Annotated in this window: 16 protein-coding genes and 1 pseudogene; 4 read left to right on the forward strand and 13 right to left on the reverse strand. The window is 69.2% G+C overall.

What is annotated here, in order from left to right; genetic code table 11:
* Together ACNFOC_RS34520 and ACNFOC_RS34525 are read left to right on the forward strand one after the other, a co-directional pair.
* The coding region (locus tag ACNFOC_RS34520) for a BBE domain-containing protein (RefSeq protein WP_416962984.1) at positions 1–309 on the forward strand (309 nt) is incomplete at its 5' end.
* Complete coding sequence (locus ACNFOC_RS34525) at positions 306–1,325, forward strand: sigma-70 family RNA polymerase sigma factor (protein WP_416962985.1); 1,020 nt, start codon at positions 306–308, stop codon at positions 1,323–1,325. The genes ACNFOC_RS34520 and ACNFOC_RS34525, both read left to right, overlap by 4 nt.
* Here the strand turns inward: ACNFOC_RS34525 and ACNFOC_RS34530 are convergent.
* Positions 1,209–1,598 (reverse strand): hypothetical protein, encoded by a 390-nt coding sequence (locus ACNFOC_RS34530; protein ID WP_416962986.1) that lies wholly within the window; start codon positions 1,596–1,598, stop codon positions 1,209–1,211. The genes ACNFOC_RS34525 and ACNFOC_RS34530 overlap by 117 nt on opposite strands.
* Positions 1,599–1,698: 100 nt before the next feature.
* On the opposite strand from ACNFOC_RS34530, the gene ACNFOC_RS34535 reads away from it, so the two are divergent.
* Positions 1,699–2,619 carry an AEC family transporter gene (locus tag ACNFOC_RS34535; protein WP_416962987.1) on the forward strand — a complete coding sequence of 307 codons (921 nt, stop codon included), beginning with the start codon at positions 1,699–1,701 and terminating at the stop codon, positions 2,617–2,619.
* A 136-nt stretch (positions 2,620–2,755) separates the two neighbouring features.
* Here ACNFOC_RS34535 and ACNFOC_RS34540 read toward each other — a convergent pair whose 3' ends face one another.
* The 8 genes from ACNFOC_RS34540 to ACNFOC_RS34575 form a co-directional block, all read right to left on the reverse strand.
* Complete coding sequence (locus tag ACNFOC_RS34540) at positions 2,756–4,048, reverse strand: thymidine phosphorylase (protein WP_416962988.1); 1,293 nt, start codon at positions 4,046–4,048, stop codon at positions 2,756–2,758.
* Positions 4,049–4,145: 97 nt separating this feature from the next.
* The gene (locus ACNFOC_RS34545) at positions 4,146–4,556 is read right to left on the reverse strand and encodes a cytidine deaminase (protein WP_200712802.1); all 411 of its coding nucleotides are present in this window, start codon (positions 4,554–4,556) and stop codon (positions 4,146–4,148) included.
* The gene (locus tag ACNFOC_RS34550; protein ID WP_416962989.1) at positions 4,553–5,815 is read right to left on the reverse strand and encodes an ABC transporter permease; all 1,263 of its coding nucleotides are present in this window, start codon (positions 5,813–5,815) and stop codon (positions 4,553–4,555) included. The genes ACNFOC_RS34545 and ACNFOC_RS34550 overlap by 4 nt, the downstream gene beginning before the upstream one ends.
* On the reverse strand, positions 5,812–6,939 hold the full coding sequence (locus tag ACNFOC_RS34555) for an ABC transporter permease (protein WP_416962990.1): 1,128 nt from the start codon (positions 6,937–6,939) through the stop codon (positions 5,812–5,814). The genes ACNFOC_RS34550 and ACNFOC_RS34555 overlap by 4 nt, the downstream gene beginning before the upstream one ends.
* Entirely contained in the window at positions 6,936–8,624 is a 1,689-nt protein-coding gene (locus tag ACNFOC_RS34560; protein WP_416962997.1) for an ABC transporter ATP-binding protein, read from the reverse strand. The genes ACNFOC_RS34555 and ACNFOC_RS34560 overlap by 4 nt, the downstream gene beginning before the upstream one ends.
* 267 nt (positions 8,625–8,891) lie before the next feature.
* The gene (locus ACNFOC_RS34565) at positions 8,892–9,950 is read right to left on the reverse strand and encodes a BMP family lipoprotein (protein WP_416962991.1); all 1,059 of its coding nucleotides are present in this window, start codon (positions 9,948–9,950) and stop codon (positions 8,892–8,894) included.
* A gap of 238 nt (positions 9,951–10,188) precedes the next feature.
* Positions 10,189–11,229, reverse strand: coding sequence for a BMP family lipoprotein (locus ACNFOC_RS34570; protein ID WP_416962998.1), 1,041 nt, complete (start codon positions 11,227–11,229; stop codon positions 10,189–10,191).
* Between the two features lie 288 nt (positions 11,230–11,517).
* Entirely contained in the window at positions 11,518–12,747 is a 1,230-nt protein-coding gene (locus ACNFOC_RS34575; RefSeq protein ID WP_416962992.1) for an amidohydrolase, read from the reverse strand.
* Between the two features lie 276 nt (positions 12,748–13,023).
* On the opposite strand from ACNFOC_RS34575, the gene ACNFOC_RS34580 reads away from it, so the two are divergent.
* Complete coding sequence (locus ACNFOC_RS34580) at positions 13,024–13,707, forward strand: class I SAM-dependent methyltransferase (RefSeq protein ID WP_416962993.1); 684 nt, start codon at positions 13,024–13,026, stop codon at positions 13,705–13,707.
* 20 nt (positions 13,708–13,727) lie between these two features.
* Here ACNFOC_RS34580 and ACNFOC_RS34585 read toward each other — a convergent pair whose 3' ends face one another.
* The 4 genes and pseudogenes from ACNFOC_RS34585 to ACNFOC_RS56090 all read right to left on the reverse strand — a co-directional run.
* Positions 13,728–14,816 carry a hypothetical protein gene (locus ACNFOC_RS34585; protein ID WP_416962994.1) on the reverse strand — a complete coding sequence of 363 codons (1,089 nt, stop codon included), beginning with the start codon at positions 14,814–14,816 and terminating at the stop codon, positions 13,728–13,730.
* 75 nt (positions 14,817–14,891) lie between these two features.
* Entirely contained in the window at positions 14,892–15,830 is a 939-nt protein-coding gene (locus tag ACNFOC_RS34590) for an N-acetylneuraminate synthase family protein (RefSeq protein ID WP_416962995.1), read from the reverse strand.
* Between the two features lie 14 nt (positions 15,831–15,844).
* A complete protein-coding gene (locus ACNFOC_RS34595) occupies positions 15,845–17,146 on the reverse strand; it encodes a cytidylyltransferase domain-containing protein (protein ID WP_416962996.1) in 1,302 nt (433 codons plus the stop codon).
* Positions 17,147–17,178: 32 nt separating this feature from the next.
* Positions 17,179–17,340, reverse strand: a pseudogene (locus ACNFOC_RS56090) (DUF6716 putative glycosyltransferase); the annotation flags it as partial.

Raw genomic sequence — 17,340 nt, forward strand, 5'->3', positions numbered from 1 at the left:
CGGCGGTCTGGGCAGCAGGGTGGCCCGGCCTGGAACACCTCCGGCGTGCCCTGGCAGACCCTGTACTTCAAGGGCAACCTCGCCAAGTTGCAGCAGGTGAAGGCCACTTGGGACCCGGGCAACGTGTTCCACCACAAGCTGTCCGTCACGGGCGGCGCGAATGGAACGGGCACTCACTCCGGCCTGACCTGCACGTTCATCCACTCCACGCGCCATTGTCAGTGGGCTGCGGTAGCTTCCGGGGTGTGGGGCGCAAAGACGCGCCGCTCACGACAGGACGGCCACAGGGGTGGGTGGGCGAGACCATGAGTGACAGCGTTGTGACTACGACGGACGACCTCGACGTCAGACTGGAGAAACACCGCGTCGAGCTGACCGGGTACTGCTACCGCATGCTCGGCTCGTCCTTCGAGGCCGAGGACGCGGTGCAGGACACGATGGTCCGCGCATGGCGGAACTACGAGAAGTTCGAGGGCCGCTCCAGTCTGCGTTCGTGGCTGTACCGGATCGCCACGAACGTCTGCCTGGACATGCTGTCCGCCGGCAACAAGCGGGCGCGGCCCGTCGATCTCAGCGACTCCACCCCTCTCGCGCAGGCCGCTCTGTCGCCCCGCGCGGACAACACGTGGCTGGAGCCGATGCCGGACGCGCGTGTGCTGCCGACCGTCGCAGACCCCGCGGAGGCGGCCGTGGCCAAGGAGTCCGTACGGCTCGCGTTCATGGCCGCCCTCCAGCAACTGCCGCCCAAACAAAGGGCGGTGCTGATCCTGCGCGAGGTGCTGGCCTGGCGGGCGAACGAGGTGGCCGAGCTGCTCGACACCTCGGTCGCGTCGGTCAACAGCGCGTTGCAGCGGGCCCGGGCGACCCTCGCCGAGCGGGACGAGAAGGCCGCCGACGCGGCCGTGTCCGACCCGCTCGACGAGGAGCAGCAGAAGCTCCTGGAGCGGTACGTCGCGGCCTTCGAGGGCTACGACATGGCCGCGCTCACCGCGCTGCTGCACGAGGACGCCATCATGACGATGCCGCCGTTCGACCTGTGGCTGACCGGCCACGACGACATCACGGGCTTCATGACGACCCTCGGCGCCGCCTGCGAGGGCTCCCGCCTGATCCCGGTGCAGGTGAACGGCCTGCCGGGCTTCGCCCAGTACAAGCCGGACCCGGAGGCGGGCGGCTTCAGCCCGTGGTCGGTCCAGGTCCTGGAGATCTCAGACGGCAGGCTCACCGGGTTCCACTTCTTCCTGGACACGAAGCGCTGGTTCCCGCTGTTCGGCCTGCCCCTCCATCTCGAAGCGGAGTCCGACCAGGTCGAGGAGGGCTCGTAGTCCGGAACCGGGGTCGCGGAGTCTGATCCGGCCACCGGCCCGCCGGGCGGTCAGCTGGAGGCGGGCCAGGAGATCGACGATCCCGAGCCCCGGTGGCCCGGGACCCACGACCTCGACCAGGACCACTCCGGCCCCGGCCGTCGGCTCCAGCAGTGCCCGTACCTCGGCGCACAGCCCCGCCACCTCGTCACGGGTGACGGGGCGGGCCGGCACGAGTACAGCGGGTGTCTTGGCGTCCACGATCGGTAGACCGGGTGGGCGGTCGTAACTCATCGGGGGCGACCGCCTAGGTTTGCTGTATGCCCCACGGATCAGCCCCGCCCTGGATACCCGACGCCCTCGCGCGCGCCGACGTCGGTGCCGAGGGGGTGCCGTGCAGGGGGTGCTGACCGGGTTCGCGGTCATCGGTGTGGTCATCGCGGTCGGCTATCTGATCGGCGTGCGCGGTTCCCTCGGCGAACACGGGCGTGACGTCCTGACCAAGCTGGCCTTCAACGTCGCGTCCCCGGCCCTGCTGTTCACGACCCTCGCGCGGGCCGACCTCTCCGTGATCTTCTCCAGCGGGCTGCTCGTGACGATGCTGAGCACGGCGGCGGTGGCGGGTGTGTTCGTGGCGGTGGGGGTCGTACGGGGCTGGGGCGTCGGCCGTACGACGATCGGGGCGCTCTGTTCGAGTTACGTCAACTCCGGCAACCTCGGCATCCCGATCTCGGTGTACGTCCTGGGCAATGCGTCGCTGGTGGCGCCGGTGATGTTGTTCCAGCTGGTGGTGGTGAGCCCGCTCGCGTTGACGATCCTCGATCTGTCGGGCGCGGGTGAGAAGGGGCCTTTGTGGCTACGGCTGCTCACGCCGCTGCGGAATCCGGTCGCGGTGGGGTCGCTTGCGGGGGTCGCGGTTGCGGGGATCGGGGTTCATGTTCCGGGCCCGGTGATGGATCCGCTCACCCTGATCGGAAACATGGCTGTGCCGGCGGTGTTGATCGGGTTCGGGATTTCGCTGCGAGGAAGTGCGGTGCCGGCGCGGGGTGTTGAGCGGTGGCCGGTGTTGTTGTCGGTTGCGCTGAAGTCGGTGGGGCAGCCGGTGATTGCCTGGGCCTTGGCTGTGTCTGTGTTCGGCATTCACGGGGCGGGGTTGCTCGACGTGGTGGTGACCTCGGCGTTGCCTGCTGCGCAGAACCTGTACACGTACGCGAGTCGGTATCGGGTGGGTGAGGGGTTGGCTCGGGACTCGATCCTGCTGTCCACGGTGTTGTCGGTGCCGGTGTTGGTGGGGATTGCTGCGCTGCTTGGGTAAGGCGGGTTGTGTTGTGTCTGCGGGGGCGTTGTGGCTGGTCGCGCAGTTCCCCGCGCCCCTAGGTGGGCAAGAGGGGCCGGAATCTGAAAGCCCAGCCCCTCTCCCCCACCACCAACCGCCAACCGCCAACCGCCAATCAGGCGATGCGCTCCAACACCACCGGTGAAGCCGTGAAGGATGCCCCCGCGGTGCCGATGTCGTAGGAACCCTTCACCGCCTCCAAGGCGTACTCGAAGCGCTCGGGCGTATCCGTGTGCAGCGTCAGCAGGGGCTGGCCTGCTGTAATCACGTCTCCCGGCTTGGCGTGCATCTCCACTCCCGCGCCCGCCTGCACCGGGTCCTCCTTGCGCGCACGCCCCGCGCCGAGGCGCCAGGCGGCGATGCCGATGTCGTAGGCGTCGAGGCGGGTCAGGACTCCCGACGTCGAAGCCGTCACCACATGTTGCTCGCGGGCCACCGGCAAGGCCGCGTCCGGGTCGCCGCCCTGTGCCGCGATCATCCGGCGCCAGACGTCCATCGCGGAACCGTCGGCCAGGGCCTTCGCCGGGTCGGCGTCCTTCACGCCGGCCGCGTCGAGCATCTCTCGGGCCAGGGCGATCGTCAGCTCGATCACGTCCGAGGGGCCGCCGCCTGCCAGGACCTCCACCGACTCCCTGACTTCAAGCGCGTTGCCTGCCGTCAGGCCAAGTGGGGTGCTCATGTCCGTCAGCAGCGCTACCGTCTTCACGCCGTGGTCCGTGCCCAGGCCCACCATCGTCGACGCCAACTCCCGCGCGTCCTCGATGGTCTTCATGAACGCGCCCGTGCCGACCTTCACGTCCAGGACGAGTGAGCCCGTGCCTTCCGCGATCTTCTTCGACATGATCGAGGACGCGATCAGCGGGATCGCCTCGACCGTGCCCGTGACGTCCCGCAGCGCGTACAGCTTCTTGTCCGCGGGGGCCAGGCCGTCGCCCGCCGCGCAGATCACCGCGCCGGTGCCCTCCAGGACCGACAGCATCTCCTCGTTGGAGAGCAGCGCGCGCCAGCCGGGGATCGACTCCAGCTTGTCCAGGGTGCCGCCTGAGTGGCCGAGGCCTCGGCCCGAGAGCTGGGGGACCGCCGCGCCGCAGGCCGCGACCAAGGGGGCCAGCGGGAGCGTGATCTTGTCGCCCACTCCGCCCGTCGAGTGCTTGTCGGCCGTCGGACGGGAGAGGGACGAGAAGTCCATGCGCTCGCCGGAGGCGATCATCGCGGCGGTCCAGGTGGCGATCTCCCGGCGGTTCATGCCGTTGAGGAGGATCGCCATGTTGAGGGCGGCCATCTGGTAGTCGGCCACCTCCCCGCGGGTGTACGCGTCGATGACCCAGTCGATCTGCTCGTCGCTCAGTTCACCGCGGTCCCGCTTGGTGCGGATGACGGAGATGGCGTCCATCGAGACTTGCGCCATGGCTTGGCTTTCCTTCCGAACGTTCAGAAAATGTGCGGCCCCACCGAGTGGGTCGACGAGGTGCGTCGATGCCCGACTCAGCGGGGTCGTACGGGAGTTACCTGGTGAGATGGTCCGGCCCGAAAGCCTGCGGGAGCATCTCCGAGAGCGGCAGGACGCCCGCCGGTGTCTCCACCAGCAGGCCCGGGCCGCCGAACTCGTACAGCAGCTGGCGGCACCGGCCGCACGGGACGAGGATGTCGCCCTTGCCGTCGACGCACGTGAAGTGGGTCAACCGGCCGCCGCCGGTGCGCTGGAGGTCGGAGACCAGCCCGCACTCGGCGCACAGGCCGAGGCCGTACGACGCGTTCTCGACGTTGCAGCCGGAGACCGTGCGGCCGTCGTCGACGCGGGCGGCGACCCCTACGGGATAGCCCGAGTACGGCGCGTACGCGTGGGACATCGCCTCCCGCGCCTCCGCCCGCAGCTCGTCCCAGTCGACGGCCAACTCGGCGGCGGGCGAGGTCACTTGCCCTGTCCCTTCCGGTACGGCAGGCCGTCCGCCTTCGGCATCCGCAGGTGCTGCGCGGACAGTGAGAGCACCAGCAGGGTGACGATGTACGGGCTGGCGCCGACCAGTTGGGTCGGAACCTGGTCCGTGGTGGCGTACCAGACGAACATCAGGGCCGCGATGACAGCCGTGACGACGGCGGGGACGTAGCGCTTCTTCCACACCATGTAGGCGCAGCCGGCGACGAGCAGGAAGCCGATCAGCAGGATCAGCGCGTGGACGTTGGTGGCGCCGCCGCGCAGGTTGAGGCTGTCGGTGTAGCCGAACAGGCCCGCGCCGAGGGCGAGTCCGCCCGGCATCCAGTTGCCGAAGATCATCGAGGCGAGGCCGATGTAGCCGCGGCCGCCGGTCTGGCCGTCGAGGTAGACGTTGGACGCGACGATCGACAGGAAGGCGCCGCCGAGGCCGGCGAAGCCGCCGGAGATGATCACGGCGATGTACTTGTACTTGTAGACGTTGACGCCCAACGACTCGGCGGCCACCGGGTTCTCACCGCAGGAGCGGAGGCGGAGGCCGAAGGCGGTGCGCCACAGGACCCACCACGTGGCCGGTACGAGGGCCACCGCGATGACGGTGAGCGGGGAGAGGTCGGTGATCAGACCGCCGATCAGGCCCGCGATGTCCGAGATCAGGAACCAGTGCTTCTCGTTGAGCGTGTCCAGCCAGCTCGACAGTCCTGGGATGTCGAAGGTGCCCAGCGAGTCGATCGGCGGGGACTGCTTGGCGGAGCCCTGCTCGGTGTTGGCGAAGGTGAACTTCGAGAGGTAGCGGGTGGTGCCCAGCGCCAGGATGTTGATGGCCACACCGGAGACGATGTGGTTGACGTTGAACGTCACCGTGGCGATCGCGTGCAGCAGCGCGCCGAGGCAGCCGCCGATGATGCCGAAGACGATGCCGACCCACGGGCCCCACTGGTAGCCGGCCCAGGCGCCGAACCAGGTGCCGAGGATCATCATGCCTTCGAGGCCGATGTTGACGACGCCCGCGCGCTCGGCCCAGAGGCCGCCGAGACCGGCGAGGCCGATCGGCACGGCGGCGCGAAGGGCCGTGGACATCTGGCCGGTTGACGTGATGCCGTCCGCGCCGGTGATGAGGCGGACGATCGACGTGAGGATGAGCGCGCCCGCGATGATCAGCAGGAGCACGGGGAGCGAGAAACGGCGGCCGCCCTTGCCGGGCTGCTGCGCCTGCGGCTTGGCGATGGTCGCGGTACTCATCGGGCCGCCACCTCCTTCTTCTCGGAGTTGTTCCGGGCGGCAGCGGCGAGTTCCTCACCGACGCGCTTCTGCTGGCGGCGCAGGCCCCAGGTGCGGACGACCTCGTACGAGATGACGACCGCGAAGACGATCAGGCCCTGCATGATCGTCGCGATCTCCTTCTGGTACGCGACCGGGGTCGCGTAGTCCAGGGCGGGAGACGCCTTGTCGAGGAAGGCCCAGAGGAGGGCGGCGAGGGCGATGCCGCCGGGGTTGTTGCGGCCCAGCAGGGCGATGCCGATCGCGGTGAAGCCCAGGCCCTCGGGGAAGGTGAGGCTGTAGGTGTGGCTGTCGCCGAGCAGCAGCGGCAGACCGGCGAGGCCGGCGACACCGCCGGAGATCAGCATCGCGGTGAGGGTCATGCGCTTGGCGTCGACGCCGGAGGCCGCGGCGGCGGACTCGGACTCGCCGGTGGCGCGCAGGTCGAAGCCGAAGCGGGTGCGGTTGAGGACGAGCCAGTACAGGACGCCCATGATCGCGGCGAGGAAGACCAGCCCGTAGATCTCGCCGACGTCCGAGCCCATGTCGATGCCCGGGATCCAGCCGGACTTCTTCATGATGCCGGTCGTCATGTTGTTGCCGACCTGCACGCCCCAGGTGTTGGTCTGCGTGAGGTAGAGGATCAGGCTCGTGGCGATCGCGTTGAGCATGATCGTCGCGACGACCTCGCTGACGCCCCGGGTGACCTTGAGGACACCCGCGATGCCGGCCCAGAAGGCGCCGGTGAGGATCGCGACCAGGAGCAGCAGCGGCACCTGGAGGACGGCCGGCAGGCCTACGTGCGCGCCGACGACCGCGGTCATCACGGCGCCGAGGCGGTACTGGCCGTCGACGCCGATGTTGAACAGGTTCATCCGGAAGCCGAGGGCGACCGCCAGGGCGGCGATGTAGTACATCGACGCCTGGTTGATGATCAGCACCTGGACGTCGGAGTACCCGATCTGCTGGAGCATCAGGTTGTACGGCTCGATCGGGTTCTTGCCCGAGGCGAGCAGCACGACCGAGGTCAGCAGGATCGCGGCGACCAGCGCCATGACCGGGCCGGCCACGGCGAGGAGCACGCGCTCCTTGTCGAACTTCTTCATCGGGCCTCGTCCTCCGGGGCGGCGGTGTCGTCCGCGTTTTCTACGGTGCTGTCCGCGCCGTTTTCTACGGTGCTCTCCGCGCCGTCCGCTGCTTCCTCGACGTGTTCGAGGTGACCGGACGCGGCGCCGGTCATGGCCGAGCCGAGTTCCTCGGGTGTGACGGTGGCCGGGTCGGCGTCGGCGACCAGCCTGCCGTCGTAGATCACGCGCAGGGTGTCCGACAGGCCGATCAGTTCGTCCAGGTCGGCGGAGATGAGCAGCACGGCCAGGCCCTCGCGGCGGGCCTCGCGGATCTGGTCCCAGATCGCGGCCTGCGCGCCGACGTCCACACCGCGGGTGGGGTGGGCGGCGATCAGGAACTTCGGCCTGTGGCTCATCTCGCGGCCGACGATCAGCTTCTGCTGGTTGCCGCCGGACAGGGAGGCGGCGGTGACGTCGATGCCGGGGGTGCGGACGTCGTACTCCTCGACGATCCGGCGGGTGTCGGCCTGGGCGCCCTTGATGTCGAGCCAGATACCCCCACGACCGCGCGAGTTGGGCTTCTCGGTGACGTGGCCGAGGATGCGGTTCTCCCACAGCGGGGCTTCCAGGAGGAGGCCGTGGCGGTGGCGGTCCTCGGGGATGTAGCCGATGCCCTTCTCGCGGCGCTTGCGGGTGGCCCATGGCGTGATGTCGTCGCCGAGGAAGCCGATGGTGCCGGAGTCGGCGTTCTTCAGGCCGATCAGCGCGTCGATCAGCTCGGTCTGGCCGTTGCCCTCGACGCCCGCGATGCCCATGACCTCGCCGGCGTGGATGGTGAAGGTGACGTCGTCCAGGACGCGCTTGGCGTCGCCTCCGACGGCCGCGTCGCCGACCAGTCCGCCGCCCACGGGCTCCGACTCGGCGCCGAGGGAGGCGCCGGCGGCGTAGACGGTGAGGCCCTTGACCTCGATGACGGGGGTGTCCGTGACCGTGGACTCCGCCGTCTCGGGAGTGGGGAGTTCGCTGCCGACCATCATCTCGGCGAGCTGACGGGGGGTCGTCGCGGAGGGGACGGCCGTGCCCACGGTGGTGCCGCGCCGGATGACGGTGATCTCGTCGGCGACGGAGAGGACCTCGCCCAGCTTGTGCGAGATGAAGATGACCGCGAGGCCCTCGGACTTCAGCTCGCGCAGGTTGCTGAAGAGGGCGTCGACCTCCTGCGGCACCAGGACGGCGGTGGGCTCGTCCAGGATCAGGGTGCGGGCACCGCGGTAGAGGACCTTGAGGATCTCGACGCGCTGGCGCTCGGCGACACCGAGGTTCTCGACGAGGACGTCCGGGCGGACGTTCAGGCCGTAGCGGTCGGAGATCTCCTTGATCTTCTTGCGGGCGCCGCCGCCGATGCCGTGCAGCTTCTCGCTGCCCAGGACGACGTTCTCCAGGACGGTGAGGTTGTCGGCGAGCATGAAGTGCTGGTGGACCATGCCGATGCCGCGGGCGATGGCGTCGGCGGGGGACGAGAAGGTGACGTGCTCGCCGTCGACGGCGATGGTGCCCTCGTCCGGCTTCTGCATGCCGTAGAGGATCTTCATCAGGGTCGACTTGCCGGCGCCGTTCTCGCCGACGAGGGCGTGCACGGTGCCCTTGCGGACACTGAAGCGGATGTCGCTGTTGGCGACGACACCCGGGAAGCGCTTGGTGATCCCCACCAGCTCGACCGCGATCGTCGACTGATCGCCGAGTGGAGGGTTGCTGGACGCGTCGATGGCGAACTCTCCTCGTGGAAAGGGGCCTCTCTACGCGCGTAGCGCCCCTGCTTTAAATAGTGCCCGGACCTGATCGGTTTTCGTCTGGCATCCGATCCGTTCCGAGCATTCTGCCGCGCGAACGGGGCGTGGGCAGACATCCTCCCCACACCCCGTTCCGTGGCCGTAACGCTGTCATTACAGCGCTCTTTTGGCCATGGTCGTGACTGGCCTAGAACCAACGGTTCAGGAGGTCTTGACCTTGATCGAGCCGTCCTTGATGCCCGCCTCGGCCTTCGTGAGGGCGGCCTGGAGGGTGGCGTTGTTCTTGAAGGTCGGGTTCGAGTCGGCCAGGCCCACCGAGCCGTTGCTCAGCGAGCCGCGGATCTCGCCGCTCAGCGGCTTCTTGTCCTCGATGACGGACTTGGAGAGGTCGTACACCGCGCCCGCGACGTTCTTCAGGGCCGAGGTGAGGATGTACGGCTTGTACTTGGCCAGCGCCGCCTGGTTGTACTGGTCGGAGTCGACACCGATCGCCCAGACCTTGTGCGCGGCGGCGGACTTGATGACGCCCTGGCCGGAAAGACCCGCGGCCGCGTAGACGACGTCCGCGCCGGCCTCGATCTGACCTTCGGCCGCGGCCTCGCCCTTGTCGGGGCTGGAGAAGCCACCCTGGGCGGCGGTCTGGGTCAGGTACTGCGCCTTGACCGTGACGCCCTTCTTGGTGTCCTTGACGCCCTGCTCGAAGCCCGCCTCGAACTTGTGGATCAGCGGGACGTCCACGCCGCCGATGAAGCCGACCGTGTTCGACTTCGTGGTGAGCGCGGCGGTGACACCGGCCAGGTACGAGGACTGCTCCTCGTGGAAGACCATGTCGGCGACGTTGGCGGCCGTGATGGTGTTGTCGTCGATGATGCCGAAGGTGATCTTCGGGAACTTCGCGGCGGCTTCCTTGACGGCGGGGGCGTAGGCGAAGCCGACACCGATCACCGGGTTGTAGCCGGACCTGGCGAGGGTCTCCAGGCGCTGGACCTTGTCCGCGTCGGACTCGTTGTCCTGCGGCTCGACGTCGCGGCCGCTGACGCCGAAGTCCTTCTCGGCCTTCACCAGACCCGCGTAGGCGGCGTCGTTGAAGGACTGGTCACCCTTGCCGCCGACGTCGTAGGCAAGGCCAATACCCTTGGACGTGCCGGAACTGCTGCTGCTGGAGCTGGACTCGCTGGACGAGCTGCCGCAGGCGGAGACGGTTACTGCAAGAGCTGCGGTTGCAACGCCTGCAACCGCGATTCGGGACACCCGGCGCATGGAACGAGACTCCTTAGTGCAAGCGCCCAAACCAGGCGCTGGTTCCGCCGCAGCGTAACGCGCGTAGACCAGACGGAAAACCCCATCTGTCCGGTCCGTTATAGAGCTGTGGCCACAGATGGGGGCCAGCGTACGGACAGCCAGGCGCCCCTTGCGGGAAGCAAGGGGCGCCTGGCTGCAACGATGCTCTAAGGGCGTAGTTCTACGGCGTTCCGGCGGGCCGTGATAGAACGGCGCGCTACTTCGTGTTGACGGTGATCTTGCCGTCGATGATGTCCTGCTTGGCCTTGTCCACCGCGGCGACGGCGGCGGTCATGGCCTTGTACTTCGGGTTGGTGTCGGAGAAGCCGACGCCGTCGTTGTCGAGGCCGTAGCGGACCACGCCGGTCTTGGGCTTGCCCTCGTACACCGACTTCACCAGGTCGTAGACGGCGCCGCCGACGTTCTTGAGCGCCGAGCCGAGGATGGCGTCCTTGTACTTGGCCAGCGCCGCCTGCTCGTACTGGTCGGAGTCCACACCGATGGCCCAGATGCCCTTGGCGGAGGCCTCGGAGATGACGCCCTGGCCGGAGAGACCGGCGGCGGCGTAGATGACGTCCGCGCCCGCGTCGATCTGGCCGCTCGCCGCGTCCTTGCCCTTGTCGGGGCTGGAGAAGCCGCCCTGGGCCGCGGTCTGCGTCAGGTACTGCGACTCGATCTTGATGCTCGGGTTGACGGACTTGGCGCCCTGGTCGAAGCCGGCCTCAAACTTGTGGATGAGGGGGACGTCCACGCCGCCGATGAAGCCGATGTGGTTCTTCTTGGTCGCCTTGGCCGCGGCGACGCCCGCCAGGTACGAGGACTGCTCCTCGTGGAAGACGAGGTCGGCCACGTTGGCGGCCTTGTCCTGCTCGTCGTCGATGATGCCGAACGTGATGTTCGGGAACTTCGCGGCGGCTTCCTTGACGGCGGGGGCGTAGGCGAAGCCGACACCGATCACCGGGTTGTAGCCGGCCGTGGCCAGGCTCTCCAGGCGCTGCACCTTGTCCGCGTCGGACTCGTTGTCCTGCGGCTCGATGTCGCGGCCGGAGATGTTGAACTCCTTCTCGGCCTTCTGAAGACCGGCGTAGGCCGCGTCGTTGAAGGACTGGTCGCCCTTGCCGCCGACGTCGTAGGCGAGGCCGATGCCCTTGCCGGTGTACTTGCCGGACGAGGACGACGAGCTGTCGCTCGCCTTGTCGGCATCCTTGCTGGAGCTACCGCAGGCGGTGGCCGCGAGGGCGATGACCGTGACGGCCACCGCAGCTTGGGAGAACTTCGTCCTCCGAGTTGTCTGACGCACAGCAAGCACTCCTTCGTCCCCACGGCACCGTCACCGGACCGCTTCCCCAAGCCGCCGCCTCTGTGGCGATTTCCGCGCACAGTAACGCGCGTAGACGAGGAGGGGAACGGTGTTTCTCCGTGCCGTTACCGGATCGTGCCGCCGCCGCGTTACGTTCACTCGCCGGTGGTTACACCCGGGTGACACAAGCGGACGTAGGGGTACCGAAAGGGCACCCCTACGACCATCTGAGCCACGGCGTTCCGGTCAGATCGCGCCGTCGATCAGCGCGGCGGCGGTGAACAGCTCCACGCCGACCGTGATCGCGGACTCGTCGGCGTCGAAGTCGCCCTGGTGGAGATCCCGTACGGTCCGCTCCCCCGGTGTCCGCACGCCGAGCCTGGCCATGGCGCCGGGCACGTGCTCCAGGTACCAGGAGAAGTCCTCGCCGCCCAGGCTCTGTTCGGTGTCCTCGACGGAGAGCGGTCCGCGGCGCGCGGTCATGGCGTCGCGGAGCAGCTCGGTGACGAGCGCGTCGTTGACGACGGGCGGTACCCCGCGCACGTAGGTGATCGCGGACTTGGCCCGGTGCAGCCCGGCGACCTCGTCGATCGCCGCGTGCACGATGTCGGGCGCCTGCCGCCAGGCGTCGAGATCGAGACACCGTACGGTGCCGGAGAGCTCGGCGTGCTGGGGGATGACGTTGGGCGCGTGGCCGGATTCGATACGCCCCCAGGTGACGGACACCCCGCTGCGCGCGTCCATCCGGCGGGAGACGATCGCGGGCACGTCGGTGGCGACGCGGGCGGCGGCGGTCACCAGGTCGGTGGTGAGGTGCGGCCGGGCGGTGTGCCCGCCGGGTCCGTCCAGGGAGACCTCCAGCCGGTCGCAGGCGGAGGTGATGGGACCGATGCGCAGTCCGATCCGCCCGCTGTCGACCTTGGGGTCGCAGTGCACGGCGATGATCCGCCCCACCCCGTCGAGCACCCCGCACTCGATGGCGTCGGTGGCACCGCCGGGCAGGACCTCCTCGGCGGGCTGGAAGAGCAGCCGTACGGCACGCGGCAGCAGTCCCTGCTCGTGCAGCCGGGCCAGCACGAGACCGGCGCCGAGCACGACGGTGGTGTGCACGTCGTGGCCGCAGGCGTGGGCCCGGTCGGGCACGGTGGAGCGGTACGCGCACTCACTCTTCGTGTCCGGGATGGGCAGGGCGTCGATGTCGGCGCGCAGCGCGAGCATGGGTACGGCGGTGTCGCGGGGGCCGATGTCACAGACGAGCCCGGTGCCCATGGCGAGGACGCGGGGTTCGAGACCGGCGAGTTCCAGTCGCGCCTTGATCGCGGCGGTGGTCCGGAACTCCTGGTTGCCCAGCTCGGGGTGCATGTGCAAGTCCCGCCGGAACGCGACGAGTTCGGCACGCAAGGTCTCCGACAGGGTGCCCGGAAGCACATTCCCGACGGACTCGACCTCGGACTCTGCCTCGGACTCTGGTGACATCAATTGCTTCACCCTCTGAAGGGTAGGGCGCCCGGGTGGTCAACTGACCCTCGATCAACAAAAGTTCAACCCGTTAGTCGAAGAAAATCTGACCGCCGGCCGCATAGCCGCATATGGAGATGGGTAAACTCCCCGCTTCTTCTGGGATACCACGCCTCACCACAGCACAGCTGGACCCGTCCGCATCCCGGAATCCGCACAGAGGCCTACCGGTGGCAACACCGCTACGCAACGTGAGATTCCCGGCCCCGCGTCCCCTTGATAGGGTCCGCCGACGTGACCGACCCGAACGCGGATCCCGCCGCGGACTTCATAGAGGCCACCCGCTCCTCCTACGACGCGATCGCCCCCGCGTACAGCGCCGAACATCCCGACGGCCTGGGCGAGGGCCCCGTCGAGAGCGCTCTCCTGAACGCCTTCGCCGAACTCGTCCGTACGGCGACGCCGGGCGAGGTACAGGTGGCCGATATCGGCAGCGGCCCCGGCTATGTGACCGCACGCCTGAACGCCCTCGGCCTCCAGGCCTTCGGCATCGACATCTCGCCGCACATGGTGGCGCTGGCCCGCGAGGCACACCCTCAACTCCGGTTCCAGGTCGGCTCGATGACGTCCCTGGACGTCCCGGACGCGACCCTCGGCGGTGTCATCGCCCTCTACTCGACGATCCACATCCCGGACGCCGACCTGCCGGGCGTCCTCGCCGAGTTCCACCGGGTCCTACGTCCGGGCGGCTACGTCCTGCTCGCGTTCCAGGCCTCGGAGGGCGAACACATCCACATGACGGAGCGCTACGGCCAGGACATCTCCCTCGACTACTACTTCCGCACCCCGGCCGAGATCGCCACCTACCTCACGGAGGCGGGCCTGCCCCTGCACACCCGGGCCCTCGTCGAGCCCCAGGGCCAGCAGAAGTGGGGCCGAGCCTTCGCCCTGGCCCACAAGCCTTCGGCGTCCGACTGAGCGGCGGCGCTGAGGGAACGTCAGACCGCGCTCACCGCCGACAGCCGATGCACATCCCGTGCCGTCCCCGTGACCCCCGAAAGGAACCCCTGCGCCCGGGGCGAGGCGTTCTCCGTCAGCCACGCGGGGTCGATGTCGCACACCGCGACCCGGACCTCCGTGCCCACCAAGGCCAGCGGCAACGTATGCACCACCGTCGACGGGAAGCTCAGGATCGTGCGGCCGATGGGGCCGCGGCGGGCGATCAGCTCCAGGGGAAGGTCGGGGCGGACGATCTCCAGGCCCGTCTCCACCGCCAGCCGGTGGAGTTTCTCCGTGCTTTCGCGGCGGTGGGCGAAGTAGCGGGTCGCCCCGTGGGTCTTGGCGAGGGCGGCCACGGCCTCCAGGTAGCGGTCGTTGTCGACCACTCCCGTCTCCACCAGGGACGTGCCGACCATGTCCGCGCCCTTGGTGATGCGGGGCGGGCCGAAGGTGGCGCGGGTCCAGGCGAAGTCGTTCGCCGTGATGGTGACGCCCTCGGGGGTCGTCTCGATCGGCATCGAGGAGAAGATCTCCACCGTGCGGCGGGTGCTCGGGGTCAGGCGGCGGCGGGCCACCGAGGACACCGGGGCGAAGATCAGGTCGCGGGGGCCGGGGCGGCCGCCCTTGCGGTGCCAGCGGACCAGGCGTTCGCCGCTGGCGAGTTGGGCGACGAACTCCATCGTCGCGGTGCCGTCGTCGACCACCACCAGGTCACGTGCCTTGGTGATGGTCAGCAGCAGTTGTACGTAGCGCGAGAACGGGTCGCCCATGACGATCCGGTCCGCCCTGCGCAGCAGCCCGGTGAGGCCGCCGATGGTCTGGAAGGGGGCCGCGGGTCCGCCCCGCGCCTCCTCCCAGCGCACGGTGTGGCCCTCGTCGCGGGCGAGGTCGGCCATGCGGCGCAGCTGGCCGCGGGTCATCGGGTCGGTCGGCGACAGGACCACGAGGGTGAGCCCCCCGCCGGGTGCCTCCTCGGCCCGGGGCGCACGCAGGTGCGCCCACTCCAGCACGTTCAGAAGCTGTACCGGACTCTCCACGAACGCGAGAGTGTGGGGGGTGAGGCCGGCGGTGCCGGCGTGGGGGCTCATTGTCGTACGACCGTCCCGTGACCGTAAGTGACGCTGGCGCTGGCGCTTGATGGTTCCGACTCGGACCGCTCGGAATCAGACCGCGACCGGCTCGCCCGCCGCCGCGGCGATCTCCGCCTCGGCGACCACGCCGCTCACGCGGCGCAGCTTCTTCATCGGGCCGAGCTCCGAGTCGTAGACCTTCTTGACGCCGTCGCCGAGGGAGGCCTCGATGGTGCGGATGTCGCGGACGAGGCGGGTCAGGCCCTGCGGCTCGACGGAGGCGGCCTGGTCCGAGCCCCACATGGCGCGGTCGAGGGTGATGTGACGCTCGACGAAGGTGGCGCCGAGCGCGACCGCGGCGAGGGTGGTCTGGAGGCCCGTCTCGTGACCGGAGTAGCCGATCGGCACGTTCGGGAACTCGGCCTGGAGGGTGTTGATGACGCGGAGGTTGAGCTCCTCGGCCACCGCCGGGTAGGTCGAAGTGGCGTGGCACATAAGGATGTTGTCGCTGCCGAGGACCTCGACCGCGTGGCGGATCTGCTTCGGGGTCGACATGCCGGTGGAGAGGATGACCGTACGGCCGGTCGCGCGGAGGGAGCGGAGCAGCTCGTCGTCCGTGAGGGAGGCGGAGGCGACCTTGTGGGCCGGGACGTCGAACTTCTCCAGGAAGGCGACGGCCTCGGTGTCCCACGGGGAGGCGAACCAGTCGATGTTCTTGGACTTGGCGTAGTCGTCGATCTGGCGGTACTCGTCCTCACCGAACTCCACGCGGTGGCGGTAGTCGATGTAGGTCATGCGGCCCCAGGGGGTGTCGCGCTCGATGTCCCACTGGTCGCGCGGGGTGCAGATCTCCGGGGTGCGCTTCTGGAACTTGACGGCGTCGCAGCCGGCTTCGGCGGCGGCGTCGATCAGCTTGAAGGCGTTCTCCAGCTCACCGTTGTGGTTGATGCCGATCTCGCCGACGACGTAGACGGGGTGGCCGGGTCCTGCGGTCTTCGAACCGAACTGGCGCAGACGGGAGTTGTTGCTCATGACAGCGGGTTTCCTTACTTGGTGAGGGAATCGAGAGAGGGGCCGAGGATCCAGCTGGCGATCTCTCGGACAGCGCCGTCGCCACCGGGCACGGTGGTGACCGCGCGTGCGGCGCCGCGTACGACGTCGTGGGCGCTCGCGACCGCCACGGGCCAGCCCACGAGGGCGAAGCACGGGAGGTCGTTGACGTCGTTGCCGACGTAGAGCACGCGCTCCGGCGCGATGCCCTGCTCCTCGCACCACTGCTTGAGTGCGAGGTCCTTCCGGTCGATGCCGTGCAGGACCGGGAGTTGGAGCTTCCGGGCCCGGGCGGCGACGACCGGGTTCTGCTCCGAGGACAGGATCAGCATCTTCAGGCCGGTCTTGCGCAGGGCCGCGATGCCGAGGCCGTCTCCGCGGTGCACGGAGACGAACTCCCGTCCGTCGGAATCGATCAGCACCCTGTCGTCGGTCTGGGTGCCGTCGAAGTCGAGTACGACCGCGTCGATGTCGTCGGCGGTCGGGAGCGAACCGGGACGGTCCGCGTCGAAGAGCGGGGCCAACGCCCGTGCCCTGGCCAGCTCGTGGGGATCGTCGATCTCCAACACCCGCGCGGGGTCGGTCCGGACGAGTTCCGTGCGGCCGAAGAAGCGGTGGCCCACCTTGCGGAAGCCGGCCGCGTCCATGCCGTAGACGGCGCCGGTCTCCAGGAAGTCCTGGGGGCGGTCCTGGCGGCGCGGGCGGAAGGACTTGTCGTGGTTGACGCCGTAACCGCCGCTGGTGACGGGCGGGTTGGCGACCTTCGTGGCGCCCCCGACCTCACCCGTGCGGGCCGGCTCGACGACCGTGGTGGCCTCGTCGTCCGCGTCGCGCCACACGAAGCCGTGGAAGGGGGCGACGGTGTGGGCGGTGTCGGCGCCGTTCGCGACGATCGCGTTCACGATGCCGTCGACGTCCTCGCGGACGATGAAGGGGCTGGTGCACTGGACGAGGAGGACGACGTCGACAGCCGCGCCGTGCAGCGCCTCGTGGGTGTCCATGGCGTGCAGGACGGCGGCCTCGGAGGTCGCCGTGTCGCCGGCGATGGCGGCAGGCCGCAGCACGACCTCGGCGCCGGCCTGGCGGGCGGCGGCGGCGATGGCCTGGTCGTCCGTGGAGACCACGACGTCGGTCACCAGTCGGCTGGCGCGGCACTCACGCACGGCGCGGGCCACCAGCGGTACTCCGCCGACGGGGGCGAGGTTCTTGGCGGGGACGCCCTTGGAGCCGCCGCGCGCAGGGATCACCGCGAGCACCCGGCGCACCGAAGCGCCTTGGCCTGCTTGCGAGTTGGACATGGGCTCTACTCCTTGAGCAGAAATCTTGGCGTTCACAGCTCCCCCATCCGGCGGATGACGGGCGCCACGCGCTGCACTCCGTGGCGGTAGGCGCCGCGCGCGGCCCGGCGGACGATCTGCCGGACGGGACCGGGCTCCTTGTCCGCGGCGGGGGCGCCGGGCAGCGGGGTGCCGTCGGGGCCGAGGTGGTGGCG

The sequence above is a fragment of the Streptomyces colwelliae genome, from assembly GCF_048158785.1.
Classification (GTDB): Bacteria; Actinomycetota; Actinomycetes; order Streptomycetales; family Streptomycetaceae; genus Streptomyces.